Annotated in this window: 14 protein-coding genes; 9 read left to right on the top strand and 5 right to left on the bottom strand. The window is 41.6% G+C overall.

Going from position 1 to position 16724, the window contains the following annotated elements:
• Positions 1-112: 112 nt before the first annotated feature.
• The gene (locus AC1MCB_RS14100) at positions 113-856 is read right to left on the bottom strand and encodes a hypothetical protein (protein WP_479965347.1); all 744 of its coding nucleotides are present in this window, start codon (positions 854-856) and stop codon (positions 113-115) included.
• 50 nt (positions 857-906) lie between these two features.
• Between AC1MCB_RS14100 and prfB the strand changes: the two genes are divergently transcribed.
• A protein-coding gene (gene prfB / locus AC1MCB_RS14095; RefSeq protein ID WP_479965346.1) for a peptide chain release factor 2 occupies positions 907-1984 on the top strand; the annotation gives its coding sequence in 2 pieces (ribosomal slippage) (positions 907-966 and positions 968-1984; 1077 coding nt in all).
• Between the two features lie 70 nt (positions 1985-2054).
• Here prfB and AC1MCB_RS14090 read toward each other — a convergent pair.
• A complete protein-coding gene (locus tag AC1MCB_RS14090) occupies positions 2055-2927 on the bottom strand; it encodes a transglutaminase-like domain-containing protein (RefSeq protein WP_479965345.1) in 873 nt (290 codons plus the stop codon).
• 48 nt (positions 2928-2975) lie between these two features.
• On the opposite strand from AC1MCB_RS14090, the gene AC1MCB_RS14085 reads away from it, so the two are divergent.
• Entirely contained in the window at positions 2976-3761 is a 786-nt protein-coding gene (locus AC1MCB_RS14085) for an O-methyltransferase (RefSeq protein ID WP_479965344.1), read from the top strand.
• A 119-nt stretch (positions 3762-3880) separates the two neighbouring features.
• Here the strand turns inward: AC1MCB_RS14085 and AC1MCB_RS14080 are convergent, their stop codons facing one another.
• The 3 genes from AC1MCB_RS14080 to AC1MCB_RS14070 all read right to left on the bottom strand — a co-directional run bounded on the left by AC1MCB_RS14080 (position 3881) and on the right by AC1MCB_RS14070 (position 6961).
• On the bottom strand, positions 3881-4447 hold the full coding sequence (locus AC1MCB_RS14080) for a hypothetical protein (protein ID WP_479965343.1): 567 nt from the start codon (positions 4445-4447) through the stop codon (positions 3881-3883).
• A gap of 47 nt (positions 4448-4494) precedes the next feature.
• Positions 4495-5709 (bottom strand): dipeptidase, encoded by a 1215-nt coding sequence (locus AC1MCB_RS14075; protein ID WP_479965342.1) that lies wholly within the window; start codon positions 5707-5709, stop codon positions 4495-4497.
• A 109-nt stretch (positions 5710-5818) separates the two neighbouring features.
• Complete coding sequence (locus tag AC1MCB_RS14070) at positions 5819-6961, bottom strand: BamA/TamA family outer membrane protein (RefSeq protein ID WP_479965341.1); 1143 nt, start codon at positions 6959-6961, stop codon at positions 5819-5821.
• A 119-nt stretch (positions 6962-7080) separates the two neighbouring features.
• On the opposite strand from AC1MCB_RS14070, the gene AC1MCB_RS14065 reads away from it, so the two are divergent.
• The 7 genes from AC1MCB_RS14065 to AC1MCB_RS14035 all read left to right on the top strand — a co-directional run bounded on the left by AC1MCB_RS14065 (position 7081) and on the right by AC1MCB_RS14035 (position 16701).
• On the top strand, positions 7081-8061 hold the full coding sequence (locus tag AC1MCB_RS14065) for a deoxyhypusine synthase family protein (RefSeq protein ID WP_479965340.1): 981 nt from the start codon (positions 7081-7083) through the stop codon (positions 8059-8061).
• Positions 8062-8478: 417 nt separating this feature from the next.
• Entirely contained in the window at positions 8479-9771 is a 1293-nt protein-coding gene (locus AC1MCB_RS14060) for a cytochrome c3 family protein (protein ID WP_479965339.1), read from the top strand.
• 40 nt (positions 9772-9811) lie between these two features.
• The gene (locus tag AC1MCB_RS14055) at positions 9812-12835 is read left to right on the top strand and encodes a TAT-variant-translocated molybdopterin oxidoreductase (RefSeq protein WP_479965338.1); all 3024 of its coding nucleotides are present in this window, start codon (positions 9812-9814) and stop codon (positions 12833-12835) included.
• Positions 12836-12871: 36 nt separating this feature from the next.
• Positions 12872-14347, top strand: coding sequence for an NrfD/PsrC family molybdoenzyme membrane anchor subunit (gene nrfD / locus AC1MCB_RS14050; protein ID WP_479965337.1), 1476 nt, complete (start codon positions 12872-12874; stop codon positions 14345-14347).
• 2 nt (positions 14348-14349) lie between these two features.
• On the top strand, positions 14350-14886 hold the full coding sequence (locus AC1MCB_RS14045) for a DUF3341 domain-containing protein (protein ID WP_479965336.1): 537 nt from the start codon (positions 14350-14352) through the stop codon (positions 14884-14886).
• Entirely contained in the window at positions 14879-15463 is a 585-nt protein-coding gene (locus AC1MCB_RS14040; protein WP_479965335.1) for a c-type cytochrome, read from the top strand. Before AC1MCB_RS14045 ends, AC1MCB_RS14040 begins: the two co-directional genes overlap by 8 nt.
• A 17-nt stretch (positions 15464-15480) precedes the next feature.
• Positions 15481-16701, top strand: coding sequence for a quinol:cytochrome C oxidoreductase (locus AC1MCB_RS14035; RefSeq protein WP_479965334.1), 1221 nt, complete (start codon positions 15481-15483; stop codon positions 16699-16701).
• Positions 16702-16724 lie beyond the last annotated feature (23 nt).

Raw genomic sequence — 16724 nt, 5'->3', positions numbered from 1 at the left:
ATATTATAAGGCGATCACATGCGGATCGCCTTTTTTAATTTTTAAAACGGGCTTGGGTAACTCGTTCAATCATGGTAATGTATATACGTATTGTAAAAAAATATGATTTAAGTCATGGTCGGGCTCCAATATTATCGCCTTTCTTTACAGCACATCCTTTTAGGGTACGACCATTAATAACTACTTCGGCTGAATAGCGGTATATATTATCAGACATGCCATCGCTGCATGTTTCTTCCCTGATCACAATCACGAGTTTGTCTTTTGCGCCATTGTTTGTTTCGAAACGATGAATGCCTCCGCCTATATTGGCAGGCTGGTATGGGAACTGATAAACTTTGTTTTCACCTATATCTTTTAAAATAATCTGCTGCTCCGTTGGGACGATGTTAACCGACCAGAAAGGCTCGTTGCCCAAGGCAATAAATTCGTAATCATAACAATCGGTTCTCAGGTTCTTTGCTTCCAACTTGATTATTTCTGTTACTACCAGTACATTTTCATATTCAGAGGCATAACCCAATTTTGATTTGCCTGCCAGATACCCCTTAATCTCCGCATAAATACTTTCATATGGGTACGATAGCGGCTGTACTGTTTTTTCGTAAACTTTCCTGAGACTGGCAAGGCTGTCATTAACCCAGTAGGTGTTCTGATTACTGCAATCCCGGAAGGTGTTTACTTCATTGCCAAAGGTGTACATCCCGGTGAATGTAAGCGGCGTTTGATCAATGGCGGGAGAAATGGTGTCGACCACAACCTTTGATGTTGAATCCACATGGTTCTTGGTTGAGCTGGGAGCATTGCAGGAGATAAAACAAGCTGTTAAGATCAGGGTTAAAAGACTTTTTTTCATTAGCGTAAAATTGTCTGCTTTCAAAGATGCTTATTTTATATTTTTGCCGGATGACAAAAGAAAATCTGCAGGATTTAAGGGACAGAGTAACGTCCCTGAGGAGGCATCTTTGACGTCGACCTGAAACTCGATGAACTTCATAAAGAACAGGCGATAACTTTAAAGCCTGATTTTTGGGATTCGCCTAAGGATGCGGAAAAGGTACTGCATTCAATTCAATCAAAAAAAGTGTGGACTAATGCTTTTCAAGAGGCAGAAGCAGCAGTGGAGGATGCATCAGTAATGCTTGAATTTTACTCGGCAGGAGATGCTACCGAGGAGGAGATGAAAGAGCAGTATCAAACAGCCGTGGAAAAGGTGGAAGAACTCGAGTTCAAAAATATGCTAAGCTCTGAGGAAGACCAGTTGAATGCGGTTGTACAGATCACAGCTGGAGCCGGTGGCACCGAAAGTTGTGACTGGGCTGCTATGCTGATGCGGATGTATATCATGTGGGGAGAGAAGAACGGCTTTAAAGTGAGTGAGCAGGATATGCAGGAAGGGGAGGTTGCGGGTGTAAAAACGGTTACTATCCAATTTGAAGGTGATTTTGCTTATGGTTATTTACAGGGCGAGAACGGTGTACACCGACTGGTGCGCATATCGCCTTTTGATTCAAATGCGAAGAGGCATACCTCCTTTGCATCAGTGTATGTATATCCACTTGTTGACGATACGATTGAAATTGATATCAATCCTGCCGAAATTGAATTTGAGACATTCCGCTCAGGCGGAGCTGGTGGTCAGAACGTGAATAAAGTTGAAACTGCGGTTCGGTTATATCATAAGCCTTCAGGCATTATCATTAAGAACCAGGAATCGCGCTCTCAGTTACAGAATAAAGAAAATGCGATACGCCTGCTTAAATCGCAGTTGTATGAAATTGAACTTCGAAAACGACGAGAAACTACCGCTGCCATAGAAGGAAATAAAAAGAAGATAGAATGGGGATCGCAGATAAGGAACTATGTGTTACACCCTTATAAGCTAGTGAAGGATCTCCGGACTGGTCATGAGACGTCTAATGCTCAGGCTGTACTTGATGGTGATCTGACTGAGTTTTTAAAGGCTTATATGATGGAGTTTTAAAAAATCTTTTAACGCAGACAGGGTTAACGCAACGCTGTTAGGGTTTTGAACCCTGACAGCGTTTTCTGCATTAGGGGATATGGAAGATCTCTAACAGTTCTTCGATTTCGTTTACCTTATGAATAGCTGAAGCTTTGTCGTAAGAACTTATCAGGTTGCGAAGTACCCGTTGAATGATTTCGTCATTTGAACAGGGCTCATAGAACTGTTTGTCAGGTTGAATATTCAGTTGTTTAAGAAACGAATCAACATCGCGACGGCCAAATATAAATCCCTTGTTAAAAGCATTAATATAAAACAAGATATTGTTCTGAAAGTCGTTCTCCTGACTCTCGTCAACATACGCTAAAATAAAATGCTGCGGTAAGTTGACTCCATAAACCGGAATATCTAATTTTTGGGCGATGATGGAATAGATCACAGCAAGACTTATCTGGTTTCCTTTTTTGGTTTCAAGTACATGGCTTAGATAAGAATTATTAGCATCCTGATGATGGGTAGTGTTGCCCGAAAAACCATAGGACCCATACAGTGTATGGTTAATGAGCTTGATTTTTTCTATAGCGCTCATCTCGTAAATCATCTGCATCCATATGTCGCGCTTTATGACTTCTATTTGGTTTATGACTTTCTGCTCGTCCAGGTCAGGATATTGATATTTGTTTATGATGAGCATTCCCTGTAATAAGTCGAAGGAACCCCCCAAATGCCATAATTGCAAATCTTTCTTTACAGCTTCAAACTGAATTTTATGCACCAGGTTCTCTATTTTCTGTTGCAAAATTCCTTCAAATGACTGCTCCCATGCTTTTTCCAGGTAACTCACTATTTCGCTGCCATAAGAAAGAAGCTTTTCTTCCACATGATTTGCAACCTCGGTGTCAGGGTCGTCAAGCAGTTTAATCAGTGATTCTATTTCTTTGACATTTACTTCCATCGTCATAAATGGTATTTTAATTCTTCTTGTCAATCCTTTATCTAATTTTGCCCCATGATCAATATGCCATTGGTTTTAAATTACCTGCGACACCGGTTTACTGCTAAAACACGGCATGGCATTCATTCGCCCTTTGTTTATCGCCTGGTGGATGAAATTATTTACGATTTTCATGCCAAATCTGAATACCAGGAGATAGAAGGTTTGCGGTCTGCTTTATTGGTAGATAATCATGTGATTAATGTGACAGATCTGGGAGCAGGTTCGCATTTAAATAACAACAAACAAAAGTTAGTTAAAACGATTGCAAAGAACGCGCTCAAGCCTCGCCGTCTTGCTCAATTAATCTATCGGTTGGCGAAACACGTTTCGCCAAATCGTATTGTTGAGCTTGGTACTTGCCTGGGTATCACCACTGCATACCTGGCTAAAGCGGCTCCTGAGGCCTTTGTTACAAGCATTGAAGGTTGTCCTGAAACTGCTTCTGTTGCCGCCAGAAACTTAAGTCAGTTGAATATAGGAAATGTAAATCTTCAAACAGGAAATTTTGATGAAATTTTACCGGGAATTGTAAGTGAGCTAGAGAGTCTGGACCTGGTATTTGTAGACGGAAATCACCGTAAGGATGCGACGTTGAACTATTTTAAGTGGTGTTTGCCTAAGCTCAGTGCAAATGGGATGATGATATTCGATGATATTTATTGGAGCAAGGGCATGAAAGAAGCCTGGCAGGAGATCAAGGCTCATCCGCAAGTTACAGTAACTATTGACTTGTTTTGGATCGGCTTGGTGTTTATTCGACCCGGCCAGGTAAAGGAAGATTTTACGGTTAGGTTTTGAAATTGATTTGAAGTTTGAGGATTTGAAAATTTGATGAGTATGATATCGTTTCGTTAACTGAATGGTTGTAAATGAACCCAGAGACTAATTATTGCGATTTTTTGTTGTTATCAATCGAATTACACATAATCCAAAGAGTCGATCAGCCAGGTGTTACCTGACCTGGAGAGGGTCAGAGCCATTACAACGGTAGGGAATCTTATATATACTTTTGCAGTGTCAGCATTTACTGGTTTCGTAATTATCTTCATCTTATTTAGACGGTCTAATATTTCATTATAGTCACTTGCCTTGAGAACCAGGTCAAAGCCAAATCCATTGGGTGTGCCATCATACTGTGGATATTTTTCCAGATTTGCATCGCTCTCCTCCAGGTACGTTCGAAAAGAAGCAATATATTTATCGGATACAAAGCCGCTTTTTTTCAGCTCATTTAAGTATTTATCAGCTTCCTGAAAGTCGACCCTATAAGCGCTCGCGGTGTCTCCGGTTTTGAGAGGTACTAAATTATACCTCTGTAAATTCTCCCGGTTCTTTTTATACCAGATCAAAAAATCGTGTACTACTCGTTTAGGTGTTTCTTTTGGTTTTGCAGCGGTGTAATTGTTTAGATTACTAGCTTGAATTTTATTGAAAGAAAAAAGTAGTATTCCGGCTATTAGGAAGACAATGGTCTTGTTAAGCATAAATCTGTTTTTTTAATAACGTGTTATAGGCATTAACGTTTTGTATCTTAATTCATATTCGCTTTAAACAGCCTGATAAAATTGCCGCCCATAATTTTACTGATATCCTTTTTGCTGTAGCCGCGGGCTATTAGCTCTTTGGTAATTTGCGGATAGCCCGTGATATCATCCAGTCCTTTCGGTGTGGAGGTGATTCCATCGAAGTCAGAGCCGAAGCCAACGTGGTCAACACCAATTAATTTAACGATGTGGTCTAAATGATCTACGATAATCGATAAAGGGGGACGCATCTTCTCAAGCTCATTAGCATATTTTTTTGATAAGATCTCTTCGGCGAAGTAAGGCTCCGGATTAATTTTTAACAGTGAATCGCGCTCAGCACTGTGTTTCTGTCTGAAACCGCGATACTGGTTTTGGAAATCTTCGACAAGAAATCCCGAATAGAAATTAAGACCGATTACACCTCCATTTTTGCCAATGGCCAATATCTGTTCGTCTTTAAGGTTGCGAGATACGGGGCTCAAGCTAAAGCAGTTACTGTGGGAAAGAAGAACTGGCTTAGTGCTGGTATTTATGGCATCCCAGAATGTCTGTTCTCCCACATGGGAGAGGTCTACCATCATTCCAAGATGATTCATGCGCTGCACCACTTGTTTGCCAAAGTCAGTCAACCCTCTTTTTTGAGATTCGCCGGATAATGGTGAATGGGGAGGCATATTTTCATCTGCAGCAGATGTTGCCCATGGGTTTGAGTTATTCCACGTTAAAGTTAAATAGCGGGCACCACGTTCGAATAATATATCGAGGTTTTTAAGATCGTTTTCGATCATATGTCCCCCTTCAACACCAATCATTGATCCTAGTTTACCCTGGTTAACCGCTTTGTTCAAATCAGCCGGTGTTTTCACAAGCATCATTTCTTTTGGGTTGCGTGATACCCAAGAATAAAGCGTATCGATTTGCCTGTTAGCGTAAGCGAAAGGATTTTGCTTGTTCCCGTCGCACCATACGGAGAAGATCTGTATATCCATGCCAGCCTCTTTCATTCGCTTTAGGTCAGAGTGCGTCTTGCCTTTTAAATCGTGGTCGAAACTCAAGCCGTCGGATATTGCTGTTGTCAGGATATCGTTATGGGCATCGATAAGAATATTTTTGTGATGAACCTGTTTGTAATCCTGACTGTATGCTTGGGGACTTACAATAAGAAACATGAAAACGATGTAAATGCTGGCTTTTGGGAAATGACTTTGTAATTCATTCATGCCGTTAAGGTAAGTATTACAACCTATTACTATCCTTCATTGGCCAAAAACTTACTGGTGATATTTGTACTTAGTACGGATGATCTTTTCACGGAAAGTGGAATAGGGATTAAAAAGACTCACCCAACGAAATATAAAAGCCCGATTGCCTTTTTTCCATTGTTCGTTTTTCGCCGACGCCATAATCCAACCGGATGCTCAAGCCTCTTTCAACGTCAAAGAAATATCTGAAACCACCACCGTACGAGGGTTTTACTTCTTTAAATTCCATATTTCCATTTGAGTAGACTGTTCCAGCACCCAGAAAGCCGACGACTCCAAAACGTGGGTGAAAGCGATAGCGGTATTCAGCCTGTGCAGCAAGGAGATTTTGATCGCGGAAACGACCGGTATAGTAACCCCTCATCATATTGTCATTACCCAGTTGAGGCATCAGGTAAAAGGGAGTGTTACTGCCCTGAAGCGTTTGGTATTCCACGTTAAACCCTAATATAGTTTTGGCACTTAAAGCTTTGAAAGTTCTAAAATCGAGTTTTGTTAAGCTGCCACTAAAATTGTCATCACCAAATATCTCAGGTGCAAAGGAGTAATTTAATTTCAACAGGGTTCCTGAAGTTGGATAGGTGTTTTTGTTACGACTGTCGATTATTTGAGATAGACCCAGGTAAAGTACTTTCCCACCATCCCTGCCGCGCAGCAATATGGGATTGGTAATATTACTCAGCTCGTCGACGTAATTGAACTGATGGTTTTCAAAGCTTAGGTGGAGTCCTGTATAGGCATACCTGCCCATTTTTTTCTCCCCTTCAGCTTTGAAGCGAAATAACCTTTGAACAACACTCTGATTATCGGCTTCGAAGGTTTTATTGCCGATTCCGTAAAAGCTGAATGGGAAATCTTTATAGCGAATTTCGTTTAGTATGTGGTAACGATTCTGTGGAGTCCAATAGTCAGTCTTGAATTGAAGGTTCACTTGCTGCTGCGTGGTATACGTTGCAAGGCCCTGGATGGAAGAATTCCTTGTGAGCGTATCTTCGCGATCAGAATAAAAAGAATATAAAGTAAGTACTCCGAATTCCAAACCGGTTTCCTGCGAATAGGCAACAGCTGGCAGAGGTACAAAACTACTGGAACGAGTGCTATCTTTCTCATTTGAGAATAGCTTTTTGATGAGCTTCTTCTGCGCATGAGATTTTTCAGAAATGACGAAAGTTGCCGCAAGAATCAGTAGACAAACACAATGTTTATTCATATATGCGAAGATAGAGTTTTGTTTACAGGTGTTGCAAAAGTAGGTTATGAATAAAGCTTGCTTGATTTTTCTGTTCCTCAATCTCAATTACTTACTTTTGGCGACTAAATTATGATCATATGAGCACTCAAAGAGGACCTATATCTCAGTTTATTGAGAGAAACTATCTGCATTTTAACGCTGCGGCATTAGTTGATGCCGCCAAAGGATATGAAACTCACCTTGACGAAGGTGGTAAAATGATGATTACGCTTGCTGGTGCGATGAGTACAGCCGAGTTGGGGATCTCACTTGCCGAGATGATCCGTCAGGACAAAGTATCTATTATCTCCTGTACGGGCGCAAATCTGGAAGAAGATATTATGAATCTGGTTGCTCACTCACATTACAAAAGAGTGCCTAATTATAGGGAGTTAACCCCGCAGGATGAGTGGGATCTTTTAGAGAATCACTACAACCGGGTAACTGATACCTGCATTCCGGAAGAGGAAGCATTTCGCAGGTTACAGAAACATATTCAAAAGATATGGAGAGATGCCGAAGATGCAGGGGAACGCTTTTTTCCGCATGAGTATATGTACAAAATGCTATTAAGTGGGGTTCTTGAACAATATTATGAGATAGATCCAAAGAATTCATGGATGTTGGCTGCGGCGGAGAAAAATCTACCTATCGTGGTACCAGGCTGGGAAGATTCGACCATGGGAAACATCTTTGCATCTTATGTGATTAAAAACGAGTTGAAAGCGTCGACTGTTAAGAGCGGGATCGAATATATGGGATGGCTTGCTGACTGGTATGTTAAAAATTCAGAGGGTAAGGGGATTGGGTTTTTTCAAATAGGAGGCGGTATTGCCGGTGATTTCCCTATTTGTGTGGTGCCGATGCTTTACCAGGATCTGGAGATGGAGAACATTCCTTTTTGGAGTTATTTCTGCCAGATATCTGATTCTACAACTTCGTTTGGTTCTTACTCAGGCGCTGTTCCTAACGAGAAGATCACATGGGGTAAGCTGGATATTCATACTCCAAAGTTTATAGTTGAATCAGATGCAACCATTGTTGCCCCTCTCATTTTTGCGTGGGTTCTGAAGCAATAAGGAGGAAGAACAATAAAGCGGGTGCTTAGGGACGAGCGACATAAAGTAACGAATCAAGATTGAAGAACAAGAGATAATTTTACGGAGTTAGATTCAACGGATGCGAGGCGAAGAAAAGTTTGAAGAAATGAGTACATTAGGTGATCGTTTCATCCTTATCTGGTATTATTGTTTCGGGTTTGCATTTACTTACAAATCTTTCGCTTCGGTGTTAATAGGACACCCAGATAAAACGTCTTTTATTTAATATAAAAGGCGTTTTCTCATTTATTTAGAATGATTATAAATTAGTAATATAGGTCACGAAAATGTCACCGTTGTTTGAATAAAGTATACTTTTGTCAACCGAAAAATGTTGGTAAACAATCATCAAATTTCTATTTCTTACATTTCAAATTTTAGCATAACATACTCAATATGAGAAGCATCTCATTGTTTTTTAGAAGTGTTACCAAATCCCTGATCTTAATTTCATCTTTAAGCGTTGCCACTGTCTCGGTGTCATTCGCGCAGGATGCGGGAGCGGGAGCGGCCATTTTTAAGCAAAAATGTACAGCCTGCCACGGTATCGACAAAAAGGTAATTGGTCCGGCGTTGAAGGGTGTAAATGATCGTCATGATGAAGCCTGGCTTCTTAAATGGACGAAAAATGCACCTTCAATGATTGCGAGTGGCGATCCGGCAGCAAAAGTATTATTTGACCAGTACAAGCCGCTGATGATGACTGCTTTTCCGGAGCTTTCGGATGATGATGTTAAAAACATCTATGCATATATTAAGGCAGAAGGTGATAAGCCGGCAGGTGCTGCGGCTGCAGGTGCTACAGGCGCTGCTGCGGACGGTACCACAGGTGGAGGAACAGGTGATGGTGAGGTCAGCAACTTTATGCTGATTGGGTTACTTGCTGTTATCATTATAGCTTTTCTTGTGATCCTTGTACTAAACCGTGTTATCAATACTTTGGAAAGGGTAATGTTACAAAAGCAAGGAATCGAGCCGGAAGAAGAGGAGGTGAAGGGCGATCGATTTGCGGGATTAAAGAAGCTAAGTAAAAACAAGAAGTTTATCTTTTTTGTGGTGTTGCTTATTGTGATCTTTTTAGGGTCAGTAGGATGGAAAGGTATGTGGGAAACTGGGGTTACGACGGGTTATCAGCCAGTTCAGCCAATAAAATTCTCCCATCAGCTGCACGCCGGTGTAAATAAAATTGATTGCCAGTATTGCCATACCGGGGCCTTTAAAGCAAAACAAGCTTCAATACCTTCGGCAAATGTTTGTATGAACTGTCATAACTACGTCCAGGCAACCGATAAATATGATGGTGAGATCTCTCCTGAAATCATGAAGATCTATAAGGCGCTTGATTATAACCCGGAGACACGTGTTTATGGAACTAATCAGAAGCCGATTGAATGGGTACGGATACATAATCTTCCTGATTTTGCATATTTCAATCACTCGCAGCACGTCAAAGTAGCTGGAATTGAGTGCCAAAAATGTCACGGGCCGATCCAAACCATGGAGGAGGTTTATCAGTTCTCTCCTTTGACGATGAAATGGTGTATTAACTGCCATAAGGAAACAGAAGTAAATCATAAGGATAATTCGTACTATGATAAACTGATGGCTGCTCACGATCAGCTTAAGAAAGGTGAGAAGGTTACTGCAGCCGTTTTAGGTGGTTTAGAGTGTGGTAAATGTCATTATTAATAAATTATTAGAACTTACGTATACAGTTTATATAGCTTAAATGGAAAGCAATAAAAAATACTGGAAAGGTTTAGAAGAACTACAGAACAGCAAAGAATTTGTCGAAAAGAATAAAGGCGAATTTTCGGAAGCACTTCCAATTGAGGAGGTTCTTAACGAGGCTGGTTTAAGTACCGTAGCTCCCCGCCGCGACTTTTTAAAGGCACTTGGGTTTGGCTTAGGTGCTGTTACGCTTGCAGCTTGTAACCCAGCTCCGGTAACTAAATCGATCCCTTATCTGGTAAAACCTGAAGAGATTGTACCGGGAATACCAAATTACTATTCTTCTAGCTTTAACGGACACAGCGTGCTTGTTAAAACACGTGAGGGCCGTCCGATTAAAATTGAAGGTAATCCAAACTGTATCTTAAGCCGGGGTAAGCTATCGGCTCAGGGCCAAGCCTCTGTTTTAGACCTTTATGATGTTTCTAAGCTTAAAGGACCTACTTATAACGGAAACACTACTACCTGGGCTCAGCTTGACCAATTTGTTAAGGGCGAGTTAAGTAAAGTACAGGCAGGAGGCAAAAAGATCAGAATTATAACCACAACGATCAACAGCCCTTCTACAAAGGCTGTCATCCGCGATTTTATAGCGCAGTACCCTAACACAAAACATGTGCAGGTAGATGCTGTATCCTATACTGGTATTATTAAAGCTAATGAAAACAGCTTCGGTGTTGCAGCACTTCCGAAATATCGGTTCGATAGGGCTGACCTCATTGTGAGTTTTGATGCTGATTTTCTGGGGACCTGGATATCACCGATTGAATACAATCGTCAATATGTTTCTAACCGGAATAATGCTTCGTTAAAGAATAAAAAAATGTCACGCCATATTCAGTTTGAATCGGGTATGAGTATGACAGGAACTAACGCTGATACACGTATTCAATTAAAGCCTTCTGAGCAGGGAATTGCTTTAGTAAATTTATATAATGCCCTTGGCGGTACACTTGGAGGTGCCAAAAAACTTGCGAACAATCCGAATGCAGAGAAGGCGATTATGCTGGTTGCAAAGGAACTATTGGTTGCAAAGGGAAGAGGTCTGGTAGTTAGTGGTTCAAATGATGTTTCTACACAAATATTAGTAAATGCCATTAATTCATTGATAGGAAGTTACGGAACAACGATCGACCTTGCTAATGCTTCATATCAATATGCGGGTAACGATGCTGAGTTTGTAGAGTTCATAAATGAGATGAACCGTGGCGAAGTTGATGCGGTGTTTTTCCTGAAGGCTAATCCGGCATACGATTTTGTTAACGGAAAGCAGTTTACCGATGCATTGGCAAAGGTGAAACTTCGTGTTTCATTTGCAGACCGCCAGGATGAGACTGCATCACTATGCCAGATTGTTGCCCCGGCACATCATTACCTTGAATCATGGGGAGATTCAAATCCGGTTGAGGGATATTACACTATTGTTCAGCCGACGATTAATCCGGTTAACGACACCCGTTATGCTGAGGAAGGTTTCCTGATATGGTCTAACAATGCTGTTAAAGATTATTATCAGTATGTGCAGAACAACTGGACTGCGAATATCTTATCTAAATCAGGTTCAACCTGGAAGGATCTATTACAAAAAGGCTCTGTCTACCTGGGTGAGAAACCGGTTACTGCCAGTTCTTTTTCGCGTGACTTAAATGCGGTTGCTCAAACGGTTATTAACCAGAGTAATGCATTGGTTAAAGGCGGAGACAACGCTGTTGAGGTGCATATTTATGAGAACGTTGCTATCGGAGATGGCAAAGCGGCGAATAACCCATGGCTGCAGGAATTGCCAGATCCTGTTTCAAAGGTAACCTGGGATAACTACGTAGCTATTGCGCCTAAGCATGCAGAAAAGCTTGGCATTGCTGAGTTTGACCTTGTGGAAGTAAAATCTGATACGTACAGCGTCACTCTACCTGTACTTATTCAACCCGGGCAAACTGTAGGTACGGTTTCTATTGCTTTAGGATATGGCCGCACAAAAGCCGGAAAGGCCGCAGTAGAGGTAGGTAAAAATGCCTACCCGTTTCTGAAGTTTTTAAATGGCACCTTCCAAAATACTACCTCTGCTACTATTAGCAAGGCTGGTGGGAGATACGAATTAGCGCAAACGCAAACCCATCATACCATTGAAGGCCGTAATATAGTTCGTGAAACTACGCTTAAGGACTACCTTAAGGATCCTCTTGCCGGAACTGGTAAGGGACCGGCCACAAATAAATATGACCTTTGGGATAAATACGAGCAACCTGGTCATAACTGGGTGATGGCTATTGACCTGAATGCTTGTACTGGTTGCGGCGCTTGCGTAGTTGCTTGTAATGCGGAGAATAATATTCCGGTTGTTGGTCGTGATGAGGTACGCCGTCGTCGCGAGATGCACTGGATCCGTATTGATCGCTACTATACTTTCAATGAAGGAGATGCAAAAGTAACGGAGGAGAACGAGATCAAGCACCTGGAGAATATGGATAACGTTTCTGTTATTCACCAGCCGATGTTATGTCAGCATTGTGAGCATGCACCATGTGAAACTGTTTGTCCGGTTATTGCCACGATGCACTCTTCGGAAGGTTTGAACCATATGGCTTATAACCGCTGTATAGGTACCCGATATTGTGCGAATAACTGTCCGTATAAAGTACGCCGCTTCAATTGGTTTAACTATTGGAATGATTCACGTTTTGATAATTACCTGAACAATGAGTTCACACAACTGGTATTAAATCCAGATGTAACTCCACGTTCACGTGGGGTTATGGAGAAGTGTTCGATGTGTATTCAACGTATTCAGAGTGGAAAGCTTAAGGCTAAAATGGAAAAACGTCCAATTAAAGATGGCGATATCCAAGTAGCATGTCAGCAAACCTGTCCGACAAACGCGATTATCTTTGGTGATGGTAATGATCCGGAGTCCGAGGTTTCAAAAGCATTGCAAAGTGAACGTACCTACTACGTATTAGAAGAGATCAACACAGTGCCTGGCATTGGATACCAGACAAAAGTTAGAAATACTGTAGAGGCTTAATATAATTTCATAACACACAGAAATTTTAAAAGGAATATGTCATCTCATCACGAATCTATACTTAGAGAACCATTAGTAACCGGCTCGAATATCACCTACGCCAAGGTTACCAACGATATTTTGGTTCCGGTAGAAAATAAACCCAATAAAGCCTGGTGGATTGGCTTTACCATTGCCGCCCTGGGCGCCTTGTTGTGGGTTGTATCCATTAGCTATACTTTTTGGTTCGGTATCGGGACCTGGGGATTGAATAAAACCGTCGGCTGGGCCTGGGATATCACCGGGTTCGTTTGGTGGGTGGGTATTGGTCATGCGGGGACACTAATCTCTGCGGTGCTGTTGCTTTTCCGGCAAAACTGGAGAAATTCCATCAACCGTTCGGCCGAAGCAATGACCATTTTCGCTGTAATCTGTGCTGCTACATATATTGTGGCACATATGGGCCGCCCCTGGATGGCCTATTGGGCATTACCGCTCCCGAATCAGTTCGGATCATTATGGGTAAACTTTAACTCAGCGCTTGTTTGGGACGTTTTTGCGATCTCTACTTACTTTTCTGTTTCATTGATATTCTGGTATACCGGGTTATTACCAGATATAGCGACTATACGTGACCGCGCAACTGGTTTGCGCCGCCGTATATATTCTATTTTATCATTTGGCTGGAATGGTTCTGTTAAAACCTGGCAGCGCTTTGAGGTGGTGTGTTTGGTTCTGGCCGGTGTTTCTACACCGTTAGTACTTTCAGTACACACTATTGTATCTATGGACTTTGCTACTTCGGTCATACCGGGTTGGCACACAACTATTTTCCCTCCCTATTTCGTTGCAGGAGCTATTTTCTCGGGGTTCGCGATGGTGCAAACCTTGTTACTGGTAACCCGTAAAGTTATGGGCTTCGAGAATTACATCACGATGTTCCATATCGAATCGATGAATAAAATCATCATTTTAACGGGATCAATTGTCGGTGTGGCTTATTTAACTGAGTTATTCATTGCATGGTATTCGGGCGCCGAATACGAGCAATATGCGTTTTTAAACCGGGTTAGCGGGCCATACTGGTGGGCTTACTGGATAATGATGACATGTAATGTTATATCTCCTCAATTATTCTGGTTTAGAAAGATACGTACAAGTGTTGCTGCTTCATGGATTTTATCTATCGTAGTAAACATCGGTATGTGGTTCGAGCGTTTCGTGATCATTGTAACATCACTGCACCGGGATTACCTTCCATCAAGTTGGGTGATGTTCTATCCTACGGTTATTGACGTTTGTGTTTTCATCGGGTCAATAGGAGTGTTTTTCACCTTGTTCCTTCTCTTCCTTCGCGTACTGCCGGCTATTGCCATAGCTGAGGTTAAGTTATTGCTGAAGAGCTCCAGTGATCAGTCGAAACAGAGACTAATCCGTGAGGATTCAGTACCGAAGGAATACGCTGAATTCTATAAAGAATCCCTAAATAAATATGATAGTGTTTCGCCAGAAGCGGAATACGCTAAAATCTAACCATGAGCAATATTAAATATATATTAGGTCATTTTGAGGATCCTGATGATCTAATGCACGGGATAGACAAGCTTCAGGCGAACAATGTAAGTATCTACGATGTGTTCACGCCGATGCCCATCCACGGAATAGAAAACAAATTAGGCGTTAAACGCTCAAGGTTACCAATCGTAGCGTTCTGCTTCGGTATAACGGGTACTATTGCTGCGTTTTCAATGATCTACTATATGCTGGTTTTGGATTGGCCGATAAATATCGGAGGTAAGCCCGCGTTTGCATTCCCGGATTTTATTCCGATCATGTTTGAGGTGACTGTTTTATTTTGCTCATTTGGGATGGTCTTTACGTACTTCTTCGTAAATCATTTATTCCCGGGGCGTGCGCCAAGAGTAATGGACCTCCGCGCGACTAACGATCGGTTTGTAGTGGCAATTGATGTTAAAGCAAATCCGTATCCTGACAAAATTGATAACATTTTAAAAGATGCCGGTGCTGTTGAAATTAAGCACAATGAAAGGAAATATGTTAGTTATGAATAAGCTCCGATTACTGCATGTTGCATTTTGGACCATTGCTGTTGCCTCAGTTGTATCTTCCTGCGGAGATAAACGAAGTCCGGGATGGCAGTATGCGCCAAATATGTATAGCCACAAGGCATATGATCCAGATCAGCCTAATAAGAATTTTAAAAGTGGTCAAACAGCGCAGCTTCCACCTGTGAATACCGTGCCAGTCGGATTTGATAAGGTAGATGATTTTCCGAACACACCTGAAGGTTACCAGGCAGCCAGCGCTGGATTAAAGAATCCTTTTCCGGTAACAATCCCAACACTCGAAGAAGGTAAGGCTCTTTATGTTAGCATGTGTTCGCATTGTCATGGGCCTGAAGGTAAAGGTGATGGTTCAATCATTAAGCTGGATAAGTTTCCTGCGCCGCCTGCTTATGGCACTGGCACATCTTCAAGAGGAGGGGCTATGAAAGACCTTACTGATGGAAAGATCTTTCACACCATTACTTACGGGGTAAATTTAATGGGACCGCATAAATATCAACTGACTCCGGAGGAGCGTTGGAAAATTGTTATGTACGTTCATGAACTACAAAAATTACAGTAATCAATTGCTAAAACCAGATGGGAACTCACAACCACAGTCATAATTTCACTGAACAATACGAATTTTCAGGCAAGCCGAAAACCTGGAGTTTGGTCGCTATCCTCATTGGTGTGCTAGCCATCATTTTCGGATTCTTAACCGATCATGCTGAGCGTACTTTTGCCAATTTATTGCTGATGGCTTATTATTTTACCTGCGTTTGTGCTGCAGGGGCATTTTTCCTGGCCGTGCAATATGTTGCGCAGGCAGGATGGTCCGCTGGTTTACTACGGATACCTCAGGCTTTCGCGAGGATTTTGCCAATCGCTTCTGTTATCTTATTTGTGGTTTGCGCCGCAGGCTTGTTTACACACAACTTATATCATCATTGGACTGGAGAAGGCCTTACTGATCCGAACAGCCCTAATTACGATCACCTAATTGCCGGGAAAGCCGGATACCTGAATGTTCCGTTCTTTCTAACCCGGTTAGTTATTTTTTTAGCCAGCTATAGTATTTTTTCATTAATGCTGACGCGTTTTTCAGCTAATGAAGACATGGAAGGTGGACTAAATTCTTACAATAAAAGCATTAAATGGTCAGCTATTTTTCTGATCGTATTCGGGTTTACTACACCGATCTGGTCGTTTGATGTGATCATGTCACTGGAAGCTCACTGGTTCTCCACTATGTTCGGTTGGTATAACTTCGCGGCTATGTGGGTATCAGGATTATGTGCGATTACTTTAACAGTTATTTTACTGAAAAAGGGAGGTTACATGACCTGGATAAACGAGAATCACTTACATGATCTCGGGAAATTTATCTTTGCATTCTCTATCTTCTGGACTTACGTTTGGTTTGCTCAATTCTTGTTAATATGGTACGCAAACATGCCTGAGGAAACATCATACTTCTATCATCGTTTTGAACCTGAATACCTACCCTGGTTCTGGTTGAATATTGTAATTAACTTTGTTGCCCCGATCCTTATCCTTATGACAAGGGATTCAAAGCGTCAAACGAATACCCTGATGTTTGTTTGTATTATGTTGCTAGCCGGTCACTGGCTTGATTATTACATGATGATCATGCCGGGAACAGTAGCAGAACACCGCGGGTTTGGAATAATTGAAATAGGTATTGCCATCGGATTTACTGGCTTATTTACCTTCCTTATGTTAAGATCTCTAAGCACTAAATCACTGGTTCCTGTACATCATCCTTTCCTTGATGAAAGTGTACATCACCATGTTTAGTAGAGGTTATAATTAAGACACAA

It is taken from the genome of Daejeonella sp. AP26 (assembly GCF_056680515.1).
The sequence above is the reverse complement of the archived record's forward strand: the minus strand, read 5'-3'. Positions and strand labels throughout refer to the sequence as shown.

What these genes read in the sequence shown, in the direction of transcription:
- AC1MCB_RS14045 (WP_479965336.1), top strand. Translation starts at nt 14,350, where the DNA reads ATGAGCAATATTAAATATATATTAGGTCATTTTGAGGATCCTGATGAT.
- AC1MCB_RS14085 (WP_479965344.1), top strand. Translation starts at nt 2,976, where the DNA reads ATGATCAATATGCCATTGGTTTTAAATTACCTGCGACACCGGTTTACT.
- AC1MCB_RS14065 (WP_479965340.1), top strand. Translation starts at nt 7,081, where the DNA reads ATGAGCACTCAAAGAGGACCTATATCTCAGTTTATTGAGAGAAACTAT.
- AC1MCB_RS14070 (WP_479965341.1), bottom strand. Translation starts at nt 6,961, where the DNA reads ATGAATAAACATTGTGTTTGTCTACTGATTCTTGCGGCAACTTTCGTC.
- AC1MCB_RS14080 (WP_479965343.1), bottom strand. Translation starts at nt 4,447, where the DNA reads ATGCTTAACAAGACCATTGTCTTCCTAATAGCCGGAATACTACTTTTT.
- AC1MCB_RS14055 (WP_479965338.1), top strand. Translation starts at nt 9,812, where the DNA reads ATGGAAAGCAATAAAAAATACTGGAAAGGTTTAGAAGAACTACAGAAC.
- AC1MCB_RS14090 (WP_479965345.1), bottom strand. Translation starts at nt 2,927, where the DNA reads ATGACGATGGAAGTAAATGTCAAAGAAATAGAATCACTGATTAAACTG.
- nrfD (WP_479965337.1), top strand. Translation starts at nt 12,872, where the DNA reads ATGTCATCTCATCACGAATCTATACTTAGAGAACCATTAGTAACCGGC.
- AC1MCB_RS14040 (WP_479965335.1), top strand. Translation starts at nt 14,879, where the DNA reads ATGAATAAGCTCCGATTACTGCATGTTGCATTTTGGACCATTGCTGTT.
- AC1MCB_RS14035 (WP_479965334.1), top strand. Translation starts at nt 15,481, where the DNA reads ATGGGAACTCACAACCACAGTCATAATTTCACTGAACAATACGAATTT.
- AC1MCB_RS14075 (WP_479965342.1), bottom strand. Translation starts at nt 5,709, where the DNA reads ATGAATGAATTACAAAGTCATTTCCCAAAAGCCAGCATTTACATCGTT.
- AC1MCB_RS14060 (WP_479965339.1), top strand. Translation starts at nt 8,479, where the DNA reads ATGAGAAGCATCTCATTGTTTTTTAGAAGTGTTACCAAATCCCTGATC.
- AC1MCB_RS14100 (WP_479965347.1), bottom strand. Translation starts at nt 856, where the DNA reads ATGAAAAAAAGTCTTTTAACCCTGATCTTAACAGCTTGTTTTATCTCC.